Origin of the sequence: Kitasatospora sp. NPDC096204, assembly GCF_044763205.1 — a bacterium.
Lineage (GTDB): Bacteria > Actinomycetota > Actinomycetes > Streptomycetales > Streptomycetaceae > Kitasatospora.
In genome coordinates this window covers 15999-31102 of the sequence record NZ_JBIWFT010000010.1, presented here as the reverse complement: position 1 = coordinate 31102, position 15104 = coordinate 15999, and the positions used below count along the sequence as shown (strand labels likewise).

Annotated in this window: 12 protein-coding genes and 1 pseudogene; 10 read left to right on the top strand and 3 right to left on the bottom strand. The window is 73.8% G+C overall.

Annotated features, from left to right (window positions below; all coding sequences use genetic code 11):
• Positions 1-261 precede the first annotated feature (261 nt).
• From ACIQ87_RS13035 to ACIQ87_RS13020, 4 genes and pseudogenes are all read left to right on the top strand, one after another.
• A pseudogene (locus ACIQ87_RS13035) lies at positions 262-1556 on the top strand (DUF692 family multinuclear iron-containing protein).
• A gap of 30 nt (positions 1557-1586) precedes the next feature.
• Positions 1587-2630: a TIGR04222 domain-containing membrane protein gene (locus ACIQ87_RS13030; protein WP_402405517.1), complete on the top strand. Its 1044-nt coding sequence runs from the start codon at positions 1587-1589 to the stop codon at positions 2628-2630.
• Between the two features lie 113 nt (positions 2631-2743).
• Positions 2744-3526 (top strand): TIGR04222 domain-containing membrane protein, encoded by a 783-nt coding sequence (locus ACIQ87_RS13025; protein ID WP_402405515.1) that lies wholly within the window; start codon positions 2744-2746, stop codon positions 3524-3526.
• 61 nt (positions 3527-3587) lie between these two features.
• Entirely contained in the window at positions 3588-4142 is a 555-nt protein-coding gene (locus ACIQ87_RS13020) for a hypothetical protein (protein WP_402405514.1), read from the top strand.
• Between the two features lie 67 nt (positions 4143-4209).
• On the opposite strand, the gene hemQ is transcribed toward ACIQ87_RS13020, so the two are convergent.
• Entirely contained in the window at positions 4210-4935 is a 726-nt protein-coding gene (gene hemQ, locus ACIQ87_RS13015; RefSeq protein WP_402405512.1) for a hydrogen peroxide-dependent heme synthase, read from the bottom strand.
• Complete coding sequence (gene hemG, locus ACIQ87_RS13010) at positions 4932-6362, bottom strand: protoporphyrinogen oxidase (protein ID WP_402405510.1); 1431 nt, start codon at positions 6360-6362, stop codon at positions 4932-4934. The genes hemQ and hemG overlap by 4 nt, the downstream gene beginning before the upstream one ends.
• 140 nt (positions 6363-6502) lie before the next feature.
• Here hemG and ACIQ87_RS13005 point away from each other — a divergent pair, with 140 nt between their 5' ends.
• Positions 6503-6943, top strand: coding sequence for a DUF523 domain-containing protein (locus ACIQ87_RS13005; protein WP_402405508.1), 441 nt, complete (start codon positions 6503-6505; stop codon positions 6941-6943).
• Between the two features lie 35 nt (positions 6944-6978).
• Here ACIQ87_RS13005 and hemE read toward each other — a convergent pair whose 3' ends face one another.
• Positions 6979-7992 (bottom strand): uroporphyrinogen decarboxylase, encoded by a 1014-nt coding sequence (hemE, locus tag ACIQ87_RS13000; protein WP_392878862.1) that lies wholly within the window; start codon positions 7990-7992, stop codon positions 6979-6981.
• Between the two features lie 236 nt (positions 7993-8228).
• On the opposite strand from hemE, the gene ACIQ87_RS12995 reads away from it, so the two are divergent.
• The 5 genes from ACIQ87_RS12995 (at position 8229) to ACIQ87_RS12975 (ending at position 15080) form a co-directional block, all read left to right on the top strand.
• Positions 8229-8891 (top strand): DUF3000 domain-containing protein, encoded by a 663-nt coding sequence (locus ACIQ87_RS12995; RefSeq protein ID WP_402405506.1) that lies wholly within the window; start codon positions 8229-8231, stop codon positions 8889-8891.
• A 320-nt stretch (positions 8892-9211) separates the two neighbouring features.
• On the top strand, positions 9212-9928 hold the full coding sequence (locus ACIQ87_RS12990; RefSeq protein WP_392878593.1) for a LuxR C-terminal-related transcriptional regulator: 717 nt from the start codon (positions 9212-9214) through the stop codon (positions 9926-9928).
• Between the two features lie 233 nt (positions 9929-10161).
• On the top strand, positions 10162-11415 hold the full coding sequence (locus ACIQ87_RS12985; RefSeq protein ID WP_402405504.1) for a ribonuclease D: 1254 nt from the start codon (positions 10162-10164) through the stop codon (positions 11413-11415).
• A gap of 270 nt (positions 11416-11685) precedes the next feature.
• Positions 11686-12930 carry a thiolase family protein gene (locus tag ACIQ87_RS12980; protein ID WP_402405503.1) on the top strand — a complete coding sequence of 415 codons (1245 nt, stop codon included), beginning with the start codon at positions 11686-11688 and terminating at the stop codon, positions 12928-12930.
• Positions 12931-12932: 2 nt separating this feature from the next.
• Positions 12933-15080 carry a 3-hydroxyacyl-CoA dehydrogenase NAD-binding domain-containing protein gene (locus ACIQ87_RS12975; protein ID WP_402405501.1) on the top strand — a complete coding sequence of 716 codons (2148 nt, stop codon included), beginning with the start codon at positions 12933-12935 and terminating at the stop codon, positions 15078-15080.
• Positions 15081-15104 lie beyond the last annotated feature (24 nt).

Sequence of the window (15104 nt, the reverse complement as noted above, 5' to 3'; positions counted from 1 at the left end):
CCCGCACCCCCGGGGCGGCATGCTCAAATAATGCTCTGAGAAGACCGGGTGAGGCTTGGCAGCCACCCCACCCGGGGACATTCTCAGCAGCACGGCCGCGCGGTTCCGGCGACGACGCCCGCACCGGTCGACGGCCCTCCCATCCGGCCCTCCGAAGGGGGCGAACCGATGACTTCCCCTGCCCTGGAACTGCCCGCCTCCACCACCTCGACCCCGGGAACCGCGCCCCGAGCGGCCGCGGGCCCGCAAGCCCCGCCCCGCCTGGGCATCGGCCTCGGCTGGCGCAGCGAGATCGACACCGTGGTCGAACGCCAACCCGGCCTGGACTGGGTCGAGGTGGTCGCCGAGAACGTCTGCGCCGACCACCTGCCCGAATCCCTGACCGTCCTGCGCGGACGCGGCGTCACCGTCGTCCCGCACGGCGTCGGCCTCGGCCTCGGCGGCGCCGACCTGCCCGACCCCGGCCGCCTCGACCGGCTCGCCGGGGTCGCGCTGGCGCTCGGCTCCCCGCTGGTCACCGAGCACCTCGCGTTCGTCCGGGCCGGCGGCCTGGAGGCCGGCCACCTGCTGCCCGTCCCCCGCACCCGGGACTCGCTGCGGGTGATCGCCGAGAACGTCCGGATCGCCCAGGACCGGCTGCCGGTGCCGCTCGCCCTGGAGAACGTCGCCGCCCAGCTCGCCTGGCCGGACGACGAGTTCACCGAGGGCCAGTTCCTCGCCGAGCTGGTCGAGCGCACCGGCGTCCGGCTGCTGGTCGACGTCGCCAACCTGCACACCAACCGGGTCAACCTCGGCATCGACCCGGCCGCCGAACTCAACCGTCTGCCGCTGGAGGCGCTCGCCTACGTCCACGTCGCGGGCGGCACCCTGGTCGACGGCGTCTGGCACGACACCCACGCCCACCCCGTCACCGCACCGGTGCTGGAGGTGCTGGCCGAACTCTGCGCCCGGGTCGCCCCGCCCGGGGTCCTGCTGGAGCGGGACGCCGACTTCCCGCCGCCCAGCGAACTCTCCGGTGAGCTGGACGCCATCCGCCGGGTACTGGAGGGGAGCGCCCGGCGATGACCGACACCACGACACCGGAGCACAAGACGACACCGGAGCACGAGGGCCGGACCGCCGCCGACCAGGACCTCGCCGCCGCCCGGCGGCGCCTGGCCCGGCGCCAGGAGGAGCTGCTGGCCGCCCTGGTGGCCGGCGGCCCCGTCCCGCCCGGCTTCGACCGGCACCAGGTCCGCGCCCAGTCGGCCGGCCTGGCCGCCAAGCGGCGGTCCACCGCCGCCAAGGTGGCCCCGGAGCTGCCCCGCGCGCTCGGGGAGCAGTACGGGCCGCTCTTCCTCGACTACGCCCGCTCCCACCCGCAGACCGGCGGCTACCGCGCCGACGCCCGGGCCTTCGCCCAGTGGGCGCTCGCCGACGGCGGCCCGCTCGCGGACGAACGGCGCCGGGCCCTGGAGCAGTGGCTCCACCCGGCCCCCGTACGGCCGCCGGGGCCGCTCGCGCGCCTGCGCCGGGCGCTGCGCCGACGGCGGCCGACGGCCTCCGCAACGCCCTGACGAACCTTCACCACCTCGGGGGAACCATCCATGTGGCACAACAGCTACTTCGTCGTCCCGGCCCTCCTGCTGGCGGCCGCCGCCCTGTACGCCGCGCAGACCCGCCGGCGGATCGGCCGGGTCCGGTACGCCAAGGGCCTGCCCGGCCGCGGCCTGCCGCTGCTCGACGCCGCCTTCCTGTCCGGCGGACCGGGGCGGGTGTTCGACACCGCCGTGGTCCGGATGCACATGAACGAGCAGGCCGTGATCAGCCGCTCCGGCCTGGTCACGCTCACCGGCGCCAAGCCGTACGACGCCGTGGACAAGGCCGTCCACGACGCCGTCGGCCCGACCGGGAGCCGAGGACTCGGCGAACTGCGCCACACCGTGATGCGCTCCGCCGCCGTCCAGGAGATCGGCGACCGGCTCGCCGACCGCGGCCTGCTGCGCCGCCCCGAGCGGCTGCGGCACGCCCGCACCGCCCGCCGGCTGCTCTGGCTCGCGCTGCTCGTCGTGGCCGCCTCCGCGGTGGCCGCCCTGCTGCTCGACGACGGCGCCGCCGGGCACCAGCGCCCGAACCTCTGGACTCCGGGCCTCCTGCTGCTCGGCGGCTTCACCGCGCTGCTCGCCACCCGGCCGGTCAAGGGCCGGATCACCCCGGCCGGGCAGCGCCAGCTCTCCCTGATGGGGGGCACGCCGTGGACGCCCAACTCCGGGATGCCGGCGCGGCTGGCCGGCGGCGCGCTGCTGGGCGCACTGGCGCTCGGCGGGCTGGCCGCCGCCGGGCTGGACGACCAGGAGCTGGAGGCCGCGATGCTGGCCGCTGCGGCCGAGGAGGAGGCCGTGCGGCAGGCGGTCTCCGCGAACGCCTCCGGGGCGTCCTCGTCCTCGACGTCGAGCTCCTCGTGCTCCTCCGGGTCCGACGGCGGCTCCGCCTCCTGGTGCGGGTCCTCCGACTCCGGCTCCTCCGGTTCCGGCTGCGGTTCGTCCAGCTGCGGCTCCTCGTCCTCCTCCTGCAGCTCCGGTTCGTCCGGTTGCGGCTCGTCGTCCTCGTCCAGCTGCGGGTCCAGCTGCGGCGGCGGCTGCGGCTCCTGACGCCCCGGACGCGGGTGCGCGGGCCGGCCCCGGGGCACCGCCGGACGTCACAGTTCGGTATCGCGGGCCGGGAAGCGTTCCGCCCGCCGTCGACACAGGCATAGAACAAGCCCATGTGGTTGCTGTTCCTCATTCCGGCCTGTGTCGCGGCGGTCCTGTCCTGCCTCCAACTGATCCGGATGACCGCCACCGCCGATGCCCTCGCCGACCGGAGCGGCCTGCGGCCCCCCGAAGCCGTCGGCATCGGCCTGTACGAGACCGCCTACCTGGCCGGCGGCCCGGACCGGGTCGTCGAACTCGCCCTCGTCCTGATGGCCGGCCGCGGGCGGCTGCACCTGGCGCACACCGGCTGGACCACGGTGGTCGACCCCAAGGGCCGCAGCCGCCTGGAGCGGGCGGTGATCGCCACCGTCGGCCGCGAGGGCCAGTGCCGGACCGACGAGCTGCGCCGGGCGATGGCCGAGCACCCCACCGTGCTGGAGATCGGCGCCCGGCTCGCCCTGGCGGGACTGGCCACCCCGGCCCCGGTGCAGCGCGACACCGTGGTGGTGATCCGGCAGGTCCGGCACGCGCTGCTGCTCACCCTGATGCTGCTGGCCGCCTCGCTGGCCCTCGGCGGCTTCACCGGCGGCGACACCCTCGCCCCGCTCGCCTGGTTCTCGCTGCCGCTGGTGCTCACCTCGGGCACCCTGCTGATGGCCCGGGTCGACGTCTACCCGTACACCCGGTGGGCCTCCCCGATCGGCCAGGAGGTGCTGCGCGAGGTCCGTCCGGCCCGCCAGCGCGGCCTGGCCGACGACGAGGAGCGCGAGCTGCTCACCGCCGTCGCCATGAACGGCCCGGCCGTCCTGCCCGACGCCCGGCTCCGCGCCGCCCTGCGCCCACACCGGACCTGAGCCCGCGCCCCGAAGGAAAAGCGGCTGCGCCGCCCCCTGTGACCAGGGCAGACTTCCGCCCATGGACAACCGCGACCGCGCCGTGCTCGACCGTGCCCAGGCCGAGGGACGGCTGGTCCGGCTGCGCCGCACGCTCCCCGGCGCCGACCGGCTGGAGGGCTTCGTCCTCGGCACCGGCCCGGTCTGGACCCTGCTCGCCGACTGCGTCGACCACCGCCTCGACGGCTGGACCGCCGTCCTCACCCCCACGCTGCACAAGGGCCGCGACCGGGGCGGCCCGGAGGCCCTGACCGTGAGCGCGCTGCGCGGCCGCGGCCTGTGGCCGGTCCCCGCGCCCGGCACCGAGCTGCCGCTGGACGACCTGTCCGGCCTGATCGCCGCCGCCTCGGCGGAATACGGCCTGATCGCCCTGCACACCGAGGTCCTCGATCCGGACGTCTGCCGGGTCGGTACGGTCGCCGAGCTGCGCCCCCGCTCGCTCCGGCTGCACGAGGTCGATCCGGAGGCCCGCTGGTACCCCAAGCCGTCCAAGTACCGTGCCCGCGACATCACCCGGGTCGACCTCGGCACCCACTACGTGGACGTGCTGCGCGAGTTCGCCGGGCCGCGCCCCTGACAGGCCGGAGGCCGGCCCCCCCGTGGGGGAACCGGCCTCCGGGAACCGCTCGGACCGCTCGGACCGCTCAGACCAGGCCGTTCAGCAGCTCGCTCACCGGCTTGCGGCGACCGGTGAAGAACGGCACCTCCTCGCGGACGTGCAGCCGGGCCCGGGAGGGGCGCAGGTCGCGCATCAGGTCGACGATCCGGTGCAGCTCGTCCGCCTCGAAGGCGAGCAGCCACTCGTAGTCGCCGAGCGCGAACGAGGCCACCGTGTTGGCCCGCACGTCGGGGTAGCCGCGGGCCATCTGGCCGTGCTCGGCGAGCATCGCGCGCCGCTCGGCGTCCGGCAGCAGGTACCACTCGTAGGAGCGGACGAACGGGTACACGCAGACGTAGTCGCGCGGGCGCTCGTCGGCCAGGAACGCCGGGATGTGCGACTTGTTGAACTCGGCGGGGCGGTGCAGCGCCATGTTCGACCAGACCGGCTCCAGCAGCCGGCCGAGGCCGGTGCGGCGGAAGCGGTTGTACGCCTCCTGGAGGTCGTCCGAGTCGGCGGCGTGCCACCAGACCAGGATGTCGGCGTCCGCGCGCAGACCGGAGACGTCGTACGTGCCGCGCACGGTCACGTCCTTGGCGGCCAGCTGGGCGAACAGCTCGTCCACCTCGGCAGCCAGCGCGGTGCGGTCCTCGGGCAGGGCGCCCTTGAGCTTGAACACCGACCACATGGTGTAGCGGATGACCTGGTTCAGGTCGCGCGCCTTCTTCTTCTCGGGCTGCTGCTCCGGCTCCCGCTCAACACTCTCAGTCATGCGTCCATTGTCCTCTCCGTGGAACCTGCCCCGGTCTCCGGGGTCAACAGTCTGTCGACGAGCGCCGCGGCGGCGGCCGCCGATCCGATGCACGCCGGAATGCCCACCCCGTCGTACGCGGCGCCGCACAGCGCCAGCGCGCCCACCCGCCCGGCCGCGGCCCGCACCCGGGCCACCCGGTCCAGGTGCCCCACCGGGTACTGCGGCAGCCCGGCCGAGAAGCGGGACACGAAGGTGTCGTACGGCCGGGCGGTCAGCCCGATCGCCTCCTTCAGGTCCGCCAGCGACCGCGCCACCAGCTCCTCGTCCGGCAACCCCAGCGCCTCGTCCTCGCGGTACCGGCCCAGCGAGGTGCGCAGCAGGAACGCGTCCGGCGCGGAGCGCTCCAGCCACCCCCACTTGTTGGAGGAGAAGGTCGACGCCTTGATCCGCCGCCCGTCCACCGGCGGCACCAGGAAGCCGCTGCCGCTCGGCGGTTCGGCCAGGTCGGCGCGGCGGAAGGCCAGGGTCACCAGGGCCATGCCCGCGTACTCGACGGCGTCCAGCTCGGTGGCGGCCGCCGGGGCGTCCTCGCGCAGCAACCGGGCCGCGGCGGGGGCCGGGACGGCCAGCACCACGGCGTCCGCGTGCAGCACCTCGCCGCCGGTCACCACCCGCCAGCCGTCGGGGGTGCGGCGCAGCTCGTCCACCGGGGCGTCGGTGCGCAGGTCCACGCCCGCCTCGACGCAGGCCGCGGCGACCGCGCCGGGCAGCGTGCCGAGGCCGCCGCGCAGGCCCTGGAACACCGGGGTGCCGACCACCTTCGGCCGGGAGGCCAGCTCGTGCACCCCGTCGACCAGCGAGCCGCCACCGCGGGCGATCGACAGCAGCTGCGGTACGGCGGCGCGCAGCGAGATCTCGTCGGCGCGGCCGGCGTAGACGCCGCCGAGCAGCGGCTCGACCAGCCGGTCCACCACCTCCTGGCCCAGCCGGTCGGCGACGTAGCGGCCGATCGCGACGTCCTCGCCGACCTCGCCGGGCCGCTCGTGCCGGGCCCGCTCCAGCCCCTCGTCGGTCAGCACCCCGGAGGCGGCCAGCGCCTCCAGGTCACCGGGGACGCCCATCACCTGCCCGCCGGGCAGCGGACGCAGCGCGCCGCGGGTCCAGATCGCGGCCTTCGCGGTGGTCGGCGGCTCCAGCTCCTCGCCGAGCCCGACCGCCCGCGCCAGCTCCACCGCCTCCGGCCGCCGGGCCAGCACCGACTCGGCCCCGAGGTCCACCCGGACCCCGCCGACCTCCCCGCCCCACAGCTTCCCGCCGACCCGCCCGGACGCCTCCAGCAGCGTCACCCGCGCCCGCGCCGGCCCCCCGGCCGCCCCGCTCAGGAACGCGGCCGCGGCCAGCCCCGCGATCCCACCACCGACGACGACGACCCGTGCATGCGACATGCTCCGCAGTCTCGCAGGTCTTTACGTGGATGCCTCAATCCCCTGCACGCCTGAGGTCGATCGCGATCGGGAACGGCACCGGACGCTCCGATCCGGCGGGTCAAAGTATCGGAAATGCCGTGTCCCGTAGGCTGATTCGCATGGAACCGATCATGGTGAGTGCGTGTCTGGCCGGGATTCCCTGCCGGTACGACGGGCGGGCGAAGACCTCCGAGGGCGCCGTGCGCCTGGTCGAGGAGGGGCGGGCCGTGGTGGTGTGCCCGGAGGGGGCGGGCGGGTTGCCGACGCCGCGGCCGCCGGCGGAGATCGTGGGCGGGGACGGCGCGGACGTGTTGGACGGGCGGGCCCGGGTGGTGGACGCGACCGGGGCTGACTGCACCGCGGAGTTCCTGGCCGGCGCCCGGGCGGCGCTGGCCGCCGCCGAGGAGGCGGGGGCCCGGCGGGCGGTGCTGATGGCGCGCAGCCCGTCCTGCGGCTGCGGGCAGGTGTACGACGGGACGTTCACCGGGGAGCTGCGCCCCGGTGACGGCGTGACGGCGGCGCTGCTGCGCCGGGCCGGGATCGAGGTCACGGCCGGGTAGCGGGCCTCCGGCTCCGGAGGCCCGCCACCGGGAGGTCAGCGGGCGCTGGCCTCGTGGACGAAGGCGACGAGGCGGCTGAGCGCGTCCGGGTCCATGGACGGCAGCACGCCGTGGCCGAGGTTGAAGATGTGGCCGCTGGTGCCGAGCGCCTGGGCGGCGTGCAGCACCTCGCGGGCCTTGGTCTCCACGACCTTGGTGGGCGCGAACAGCACGGCCGGGTCGAGGTTGCCCTGGAGGCCCTTGCCCTGGCCGACCCGCTCGGCGGCGACGTTCAGCGGCACCCGCCAGTCGACGCCGACGATGTCGGCGCCGGCCTGGCCCATCAGGCCGAGCAGCTCGCCGGTGCCGACGCCGAAGTGGATCCGCGGCACGCCGTACTCGGCGACGGCGTCGAAGACCTTGGTGCTGGACGGCATCACCGAGCGGCGGTAGTCGTCCGGCGCGAGCGCGCCGACCCAGGAGTCGAACAGCTGGACCGCCGAGGCGCCGGCCTCGATCTGCACCTTGAGGAAGGCCGAGGTGATGTCCGCGAGCCGGTCCACCAGGGCGGCCCACAGCTCGGGCTGCCCGTACATCATGGCCTTGGTGTTCTCGTGGTTCTTGGACGGGCCGCCCTCGATCAGGTAGCTGGCCAGCGTGTACGGCGCTCCGGCGAAGCCGATCAGCGGGGTCCCGCCGAGTTCGTCCACCAGCAGGCCGACGGCCTCGGTGATGTAGGGGACGTCGTCCGGCTCCAGCGGGCGCAGCCGCTTCAGGTCCTCGAAGGTGCGGATCGGGTCGGCGATGACCGGGCCGATGCCGGGCTTGATGTCGACGTCGATGCCGACGGCCTTGAGCGGCACCACGATGTCGCTGAAGAAGATCGCCGCGTCCACCTTGTGCCGGCGCACCGGCTGGAGGGTGATCTCCTTGACCAGCTCGGGCCGCATGCAGGACTCCAGCATGGGGATGCCCTCGCGGACCTTCAGGTACTCGGGCAGCGAGCGGCCGGCCTGGCGCATGAACCACACCGGGGTGTGCGGCACGGGCTCGTGCCGGCAGGCGCGCAGGAACGCGGAGTCGTACGCGGCGCCGCGGCGCCCGGGGGTGCTCGGGCCGTCGTGGGTGGCCGCCGTGGTGTCTGCCGTAGTCTCGCTCACGGGTCAAATCTTCGCACGCGTGCGGCGCCCGGTTTCCCGGCCGGTCTCGTCGGTTCCTCCAAGATCTGTCCGGGTTTGCCGTTCCGGCACGCCGCTGGGAGAGAAGTTGCGGCGATAACCCCGTTCTTCGACCTAGTCTTCGGGGCATGGCAGCGGTCGGAGGGCACCCCGCGCAGGGTGGCGGAGCAGGTGGCGGAGCGGGTCGCGAGGGGGCGCCGGGCGAGTTCAGGGCGGCGGTGGCGGCTCTGGACGGGGCCCGGTTGCGGCCCGAGGTGCAGCTCTCCCCCGCGCCGGCGCCGCGCCGGCTGGCTCCGTACTCCTTCGCGGTGACCGCCTCGGTCGAGGTCGACGGCGAGGAGCTGGCGGACGGCCGGCTGGTGCTGCTGTACGACCCGGCCGGGCAGGAGGCCTGGAACGGGGAGTTCCGGGTGGTCACGATGACCCGGGCGGAGCTGGAGCCGGAGATGGCCGGCGACCCGATGCTCTCCGAGGTCGGCTGGGCCTGGCTGCTGGACGCCCTGCAGGCGCACGGCGCCGGGTACGCGGAGCCGTCCGGCACGGTGACCCTGGCGTCCTCCCAGTACTTCGGCGGTCTGGCGGACCGCCCGTCCTCGACCGAGGTCGAGATCCGGGCCTCCTGGACGCCGGCCGACGGCCGCTTCGAGCGGCACCTGGCGGCCTGGGGCGACCTGCTGTGCATCAGCGCCGGTCTGCCGCCGGCCGCCCCCTCCGGGCAGGGCCCCGCCGAGGTTCCTTCACTCGGTGGGGTGGTCCCGATGCCCGCCCGGCGACGCCCCCGGTCGCACTGACGGGTGGTGCGGGGCCCCGGCGCCGCTCCGGGGCCGGACGCCACCCCCAGGGCTGACGGAGTGTGACTTCGGACCCGCTCTGCGTCAATTCACCGGTCGATACCGACCGATCGGCATCGAATCTGATCGATTTTGTGCGAATAGCAGGCATGTCGCATCAATCATTTGCGCGATTTGTCCGTATTGTTACTCACTAGATCGTGATCTTTCGCTAAAGCCGGGCACGGTTGCTGCCGAAGCAGACTGTGACCCTTTCCGAACGCGGAACACTCCGACCGCCCCCATCGGGGTTCCGTCCGCCACTCCCCGCAGGAGGCCTGGTGTCGGTCCTTCTTGAGCACCCCGCAAACGTGGTCGCCTACCGGCCGACCAAGCCCACCGCCATGGTGGTCATCGCCGATCCCCGCGTCCGTAACACCGTCACCCGCCACCTGTGGGCACTCGGCGTCCGGGACGTGATCGAGGTGTCGTCCATCGCCGAGGCCCGCCCCAGGGTCTCCACACCGCGCGACATCTGCGTCGCCGACGTGCACCTTCCCGACGGCTCCGGACTGACCATCCTCGCCGAGACCCGCGCCGCGGGCTGGCCCAACGGCCTGGCACTGTCCGCCGCCGACGACATCGGCGCGGTCCGCAGCGCGCTGGCCGGCGGCGTCAAGGGCTACGTAGTGACCGGTACCCGGACGAACGTCGCGATGCCGGGCCGCCCGGGCCTGCCGCTCGGTGCCGCCGGGCTGGCCGGCCGGATGCGCCGCCCCGGGATGCCGGGCATGCCAGGCGCGGGCGGTGCTCCGGGCGCCCCCGGAGCGCCGGGTGCGCCGGGCGCGCAGCAGGCCGCGTACCGCGAGCTCTCCGGTCGCGAGGTCGAGGTGCTGCGACTGGTCGCCGAGGGGCAGTCCAACAAGGCGATCGGCGTGGCGATGGGCCTGTCGGCGCTCACCGTCAAGAGCCACCTCGCCCGGATCGCCCGGAAGCTGGGCACCGGCGACCGCGCCGGCATGGTCGCGGTCGCGCTGCGCACCGGCATCATCCACTGAGCCGGGCACTCCGGACCGCTGCGGCGGCCGAGGAGGAACGTTTCCTCCTCGGCCGCCGCCAAGCTGTCTCCCCCTCGGCCGCCGGTGCGCCGTCCCGGCCCCGGCGGCGCCCCGGGCACGGTCCCGGCACGGCCCGGCCACCGACCCGGTCGCCCTCCCGAGTGAGCGGGCGATCAACAGTCTGACCAGTCCGACAACACTCCCGGCCGCGAGGACCGTCGTACCCTTGGGGGGTGACCGACGCCGTAGCAGCCATCCCAGAAGAAGCAGCCCCGGTCCCGCTCCTCGAACCGAGGGAGGGGATCCCGCCCGTGGTGGCGGACGAGCACACGCTGGCCGACATCGTCGCCGCCTTCGCCTCGGGCACCGGACCGGTGGCCATCGACGCCGAACGGGCCTCCGGCTACCGCTACGGGCAGCGCGCCTACCTCATCCAGCTGCGCCGCGAGGGTTCCGGCTCCGCCCTGATCGACCCGATCGCCTGCCCGGACCTCAGCGCGCTCGGCCGGGCCGTCGAGGACGCCGAGTGGGTCGTCCACGCGGCCAGCCAGGACCTGCCCTGCCTGTCCGAGGTCGGCATGAGACCCCGGCGCCTGTTCGACACCGAGCTGGCCGGGCGGATCGCCGGCTTCGCCCGGGTCGGCCTCGGGCCGATGACCGAGAACATCCTCGGGCTGAGCCTGGCCAAGGAGCACTCCGCGGTCGACTGGTCCACCCGCCCGCTGCCCGAGCCGTGGCTGCGCTACGCCGCTCTGGACGTCGAGGTGCTGGTCGAGCTGCGCAACGCACTCGAACGGGAGCTGGACGCCCAGGGCAAGCTCGACTGGGCGATGGAGGAGTTCGCCTCGATCGCCGCCGCGCCCCGCCCGGCCCCGCGCACCGACCCGTGGCGCCGCACCTCGCAGCTGCACAAGATCCGCCGCCGCCGTCAGCTGGCCGTGGTGCGCGAGCTGTGGCTGGTCCGCGACCGGATGGCCCAGGAGCGCGACGTCTCTCCCGGCCGGGTGCTGGCGGACGCCGCGATCGTCAACGCCGCGCTGGCCATGCCGCTGAACATCGCCTCCCTGCAGGCCGTCCAGGGCTTCGGCCCCCGGGTGCACCGGCGCCAGCTGGAGCAGTGGCTGGCGGCCGTGCAGCGCGCCCGGGAGATCCCGGAGAACCTGCTGCCGCCGGCCACCGCGCCACACGACGGACCGCCGCCGCCGCGGGCCTGGGCCGAGAAGGACCCGGTGGCCGCCGCCCGGCTCACCGGCGCGCGCGGCGCGATCGCCGAGCTGGCCGAGCGGTACCACGTGCCGGCCGAGAACCTGATCACCCCGGACCTGGTCCGGCGGGTCTCCTGGCAGCCGCCGGCCGAGCCGGACCCGGAGCACGTGGCCGCCGCACTGCGCGGGCTCGGCGCCCGGCAGTGGCAGGTGGACCTGGTGGCGCCGGCGGTGGCCGCCGCGTTCGCCGCGGCCGCGACCGCGACCGCGACCCAGAGCTGATCGCGGCGCGGGCCTGTCCGCGACTCGATCCGGCAACCCGTGGAAGGGGATGTCGTCCGTACGGGCGACATCCCCTTCGTCGCACCCGGACGGACGCTCCTGGTCGGACGGGGCGGGGAACGTGTCGGGGGACACATGGTCCGATCCCTCCGAGGGGCCTGGGCAGGTTGGTTACCGGCGGGTAGCATGACCGTGATGCGGCGCCGCTCGGGTCTTCGACGGCGGCAGCCTGCTCACCTCGAAATGTTGGTCCCTGGGAGGAGAGCCCCCGTGCCTCGTACCGCGAGGGACGTCGTCTTCGTCGATGGCGTCCGCACCCCGTTCGGCAAGGCCGGCCCGAAGGGCATCTACCACGAGACGCGCGCCGACGACCTGGTCGTCAAGTGCATCCGGGAGCTCGTGCGCCGTAACCCGAACCTGCCCGTCGAGCGCATCGACGAGGTCGCCGTCGCGGCCACCACGCAGATCGGCGACCAGGGTCTGACCATCGGGCGCACCGCCGCCCTGCTGGCCGGCCTGCCGAAGTCCGTCCCGGGCTACGCGATCGACCGCATGTGCGCCGGCGCGCTGACCGCCGTGACCACCACCGCCGGCGGCATCGCCTTCGGCGCGTACGACGTGGTCGTGGCCGGCGGCGTCGAGCACATGGGCCGCCACCCGATGGGCGAGGGCGTCGACCCGAACCCGCGCTTCGTCTCCGAGAAGCTGGTCGACGAGTCCGCCCTGTTCATGGGCATGACCGCGGAGAACCTGCACGACCGCTTCCCGCACCTGACCAAGGAGCGCTGCGACGCCTTCGCCGTGCGCTCCCAGGAGAAGGCCGCCAAGGCGTACGCCAACGGCGACATCCAGCCCGACCTGGTGCCGATCTCGATCCGCAACACCAACCCCGAGGTCGGCGAGACCGGCTGGGGCCTGGCCACCGTGGACGAGCCGATGCGCCCGGGCACCACGATGGAGAACCTGGCGGGCCTCAAGACCCCGTTCCGCCCGCACGGCAACATCACCGCGGGCAACTCGGCCGGTCTGAACGACGGTGCCACCGCCTCGCTGCTGGCCGCCGAGGACGTCGCCGAGGAGCTCGGCCTCCCGGTCAAGATGCGCCTGGTCTCCTTCGCCTTCGCGGGCGTCGAGCCCGAGGTCATGGGTGTCGGCCCGGTGCCGGCCACCGAGAAGGCGCTGGCCAAGGCCGGTCTGACCATCGACGACATCCAGGCCTTCGAGGTCAACGAGGCCTTCGCCGTCCAGGTGCTGGCCTTCCTGGACCACTTCGGCATCGCGGACGACGACGAGCGGGTCAACCCGTACGGCGGTGCGATCGCCTTCGGGCACCCGCTGGCCTCCTCCGGCGTGCGCCTGATGAACCAGCTGGCCCGCCGCTTCGAGCAGCGCCCGGACGTCCGCTACGGCCTGACCACGATGTGCATCGGCTTCGGCATGGGCGGCACCATCATCTGGGAGAACCCCCACTGGAGCGGAGAGACCCGGAACACCGAGCTCGAGGGTGGTATGTGACCATGGCCGACACCACTGAGCTGCTCACCCGCGGCGCCGAGCTCTTCCCGGGCGAGGTCGTCACGACCGCGCACGTCCGCCACCTCGACCTGCCGCTGCAGGCCGGCAAGCTGGCCCTGATCACCCTGGACAACGGCTTCGACCACACCAAGCCGACCACCTTCGGCCCGGGCTCGCTGCTCAAGCTGAACGCGGCGCTGGACCAGGTCGAGGCCGAGGCCGCCGAGGGCAGGATCGTCGGTGCCGCGATCACCGGCAAGCCGTTCATCTTCGCGGTCGGCGCCGACCTCAAGGGCGTCGAGCTGCTCAAGGAGCACGCGGACGCGCTGGCCATCGGCAAGGGCGGCCACGACGTCTTCAAGCGGATCGCCTCGCTGCCCGTCCCCACCTTCGCCTTCTACAACGGCGCGGCGATGGGCGGCGGCGTCGAGGTCGGCCTGCACTGCGACTACCGCACGGTGTCGGCGGGCGTCCCGGCCTTCTCGCTGCCCGAGGTCTTCCTCGGCCTCGTCCCCGGCTGGGGCGGCTGCACCATCCTGCCGAACCTGGTGGGTGCCGGTAAGGCCGTCAAGGTCATCGTCGAGAACTCGATGAACCAGAACAAGCAGCTCAAGGGCAAGGACGTGTTCGAGCTGGGGATCGCCGACGCGATCTTCGAGCCGGCCGACTTCCTGGAGCAGTCGCTGCTCTGGGCCGCCAAGGTCGTCAAGGGCGACGTCGTCGTCGAGCGCGAGGCGATCGACCGCGGCAAGGCCTGGGACGACGCCGTCCTCTGGGGCCGCATGGTCGCCGACGGCAAGGTGCACGGCGCCGCTCCGGCCGCCTACAAGGCGCTGGACATCATCGCCGCCGCCAAGGACTTCGACCTGGCGGACAAGGCGAGCCTGCAGGCCGGCTTCGACGCCGAGGACGCGGCCCTGGCCGACCTCATCATGAGCGGCGAGCTGCGCAGCGGCATCTACGCCTTCAACCTGGTGCAGCGCCGGGCCAAGCGCCCGGTCGGCGCGCCGGACAAGTCGCTGGCCCGCCCGGTCACCAAGGTCGGCGTCGTCGGCGCCGGTCTGATGGCCTCGCAGCTGGCGCTGCTGTTCGCCCGCCGTCTGGAGGTGCCGGTGGTCCTCACCGACATCGACCAGGAGCGCGTCGACAAGGGCGTCGGCTACGTCCACGCCGAGATCGACAAGCTGCTCGGCAAGGGCCGGATCAGCCCGGACAAGGCCAACCGCCTCAAGGGCCTGGTCTCCGGCTCGCTGGACAAGGCCGCCGCCTTCGGCGACGCGGACTTCGTCATCGAGGCCGTGTTCGAGGAGATGGGCGTCAAGCAGACCGTCTTCGCGGACCTGGAGAAGGTCGTCTCGCCGACCTGCGTGCTGGCGACCAACACCTCCTCGCTGTCGGTCACCGAGATGGCCTCGAAGCTGCAGCACCCCGAGCGGGTCGTCGGCTTCCACTTCTTCAACCCCGTCGCGATCCTGCCGCTGCTGGAGATCGTCCGCGGCGACAGCACCGACGACGCCTCGCTGGCCACCGCCTTCGCGGTGTCCAAGAAGCTGAAGAAGACCTCGGTCCTGTGCAAGGACCGCCCGGCGTTCGTGGTGAACCGGATCCTGACCCGCTTCATGGGCGAGATCCAGAACATCATCGACGAGGGCACCCCGATCGCCGACGTCGAGAAGGCCGTCGAGCCGCTCGGCCTGCCGATGTCCCCGATCGTGCTGCTGGAGCTGGTCGGCCCGGCCATCGCCCTGCACGTCTCGGAGACCCTGCACGGCGCCTTCCCGGAGCGGTTCACCGTCTCCGAGAACCTCGCCAAGGTGGTCAAGGCCGGCAAGCGCGGCTTCTACACCTGGACGGACGGCCAGCAGGTCCTCGACCCCGAGGTGCTGGAGCTGCTGTCCTTCGGCGACTCGGTGCTCACCGAGGAGCAGGTCCGCGCCCGCGCCCTGGAGGCCGTGGCGCAGGAGATCGGCCTGATGCTGGAGGAGGGTGTCGTCGCCGAGGCGCAGGACATCGACCTCTGCATGATCACCGGTGCCGGCTGGCCCTTCCACCTGGGCGGGATCACCCCGTACCTGGACCGTGAGGGCATCTCCGAGCGGGTGAACGGCAAGCCGTTCCTCGCCGTCGGTGTGGCCTCGGTGCCCGCCTAGGCGAGGCCCGTACCGGAACACGGA

Bases quoted from the DNA above. Each gene is read 5' to 3' on its own strand.
- ACIQ87_RS13020 (WP_402405514.1), top strand. From the start codon at position 3,588: ATGGACAACCGCGACCGCGCCGTGCTCGACCGTGCCCAGGCCGAGGGA.
- hemG (WP_402405510.1), bottom strand. From the start codon at position 6,362: ATGTCGCATGCACGGGTCGTCGTCGTCGGTGGTGGGATCGCGGGGCTG.
- ACIQ87_RS13025 (WP_402405515.1), top strand. From the start codon at position 2,744: ATGTGGTTGCTGTTCCTCATTCCGGCCTGTGTCGCGGCGGTCCTGTCC.
- ACIQ87_RS13030 (WP_402405517.1), top strand. From the start codon at position 1,587: ATGTGGCACAACAGCTACTTCGTCGTCCCGGCCCTCCTGCTGGCGGCC.
- ACIQ87_RS12995 (WP_402405506.1), top strand. From the start codon at position 8,229: ATGGCAGCGGTCGGAGGGCACCCCGCGCAGGGTGGCGGAGCAGGTGGC.
- ACIQ87_RS12975 (WP_402405501.1), top strand. From the start codon at position 12,933: ATGGCCGACACCACTGAGCTGCTCACCCGCGGCGCCGAGCTCTTCCCG.
- ACIQ87_RS13005 (WP_402405508.1), top strand. From the start codon at position 6,503: ATGGAACCGATCATGGTGAGTGCGTGTCTGGCCGGGATTCCCTGCCGG.
- hemQ (WP_402405512.1), bottom strand. From the start codon at position 4,935: ATGACTGAGAGTGTTGAGCGGGAGCCGGAGCAGCAGCCCGAGAAGAAG.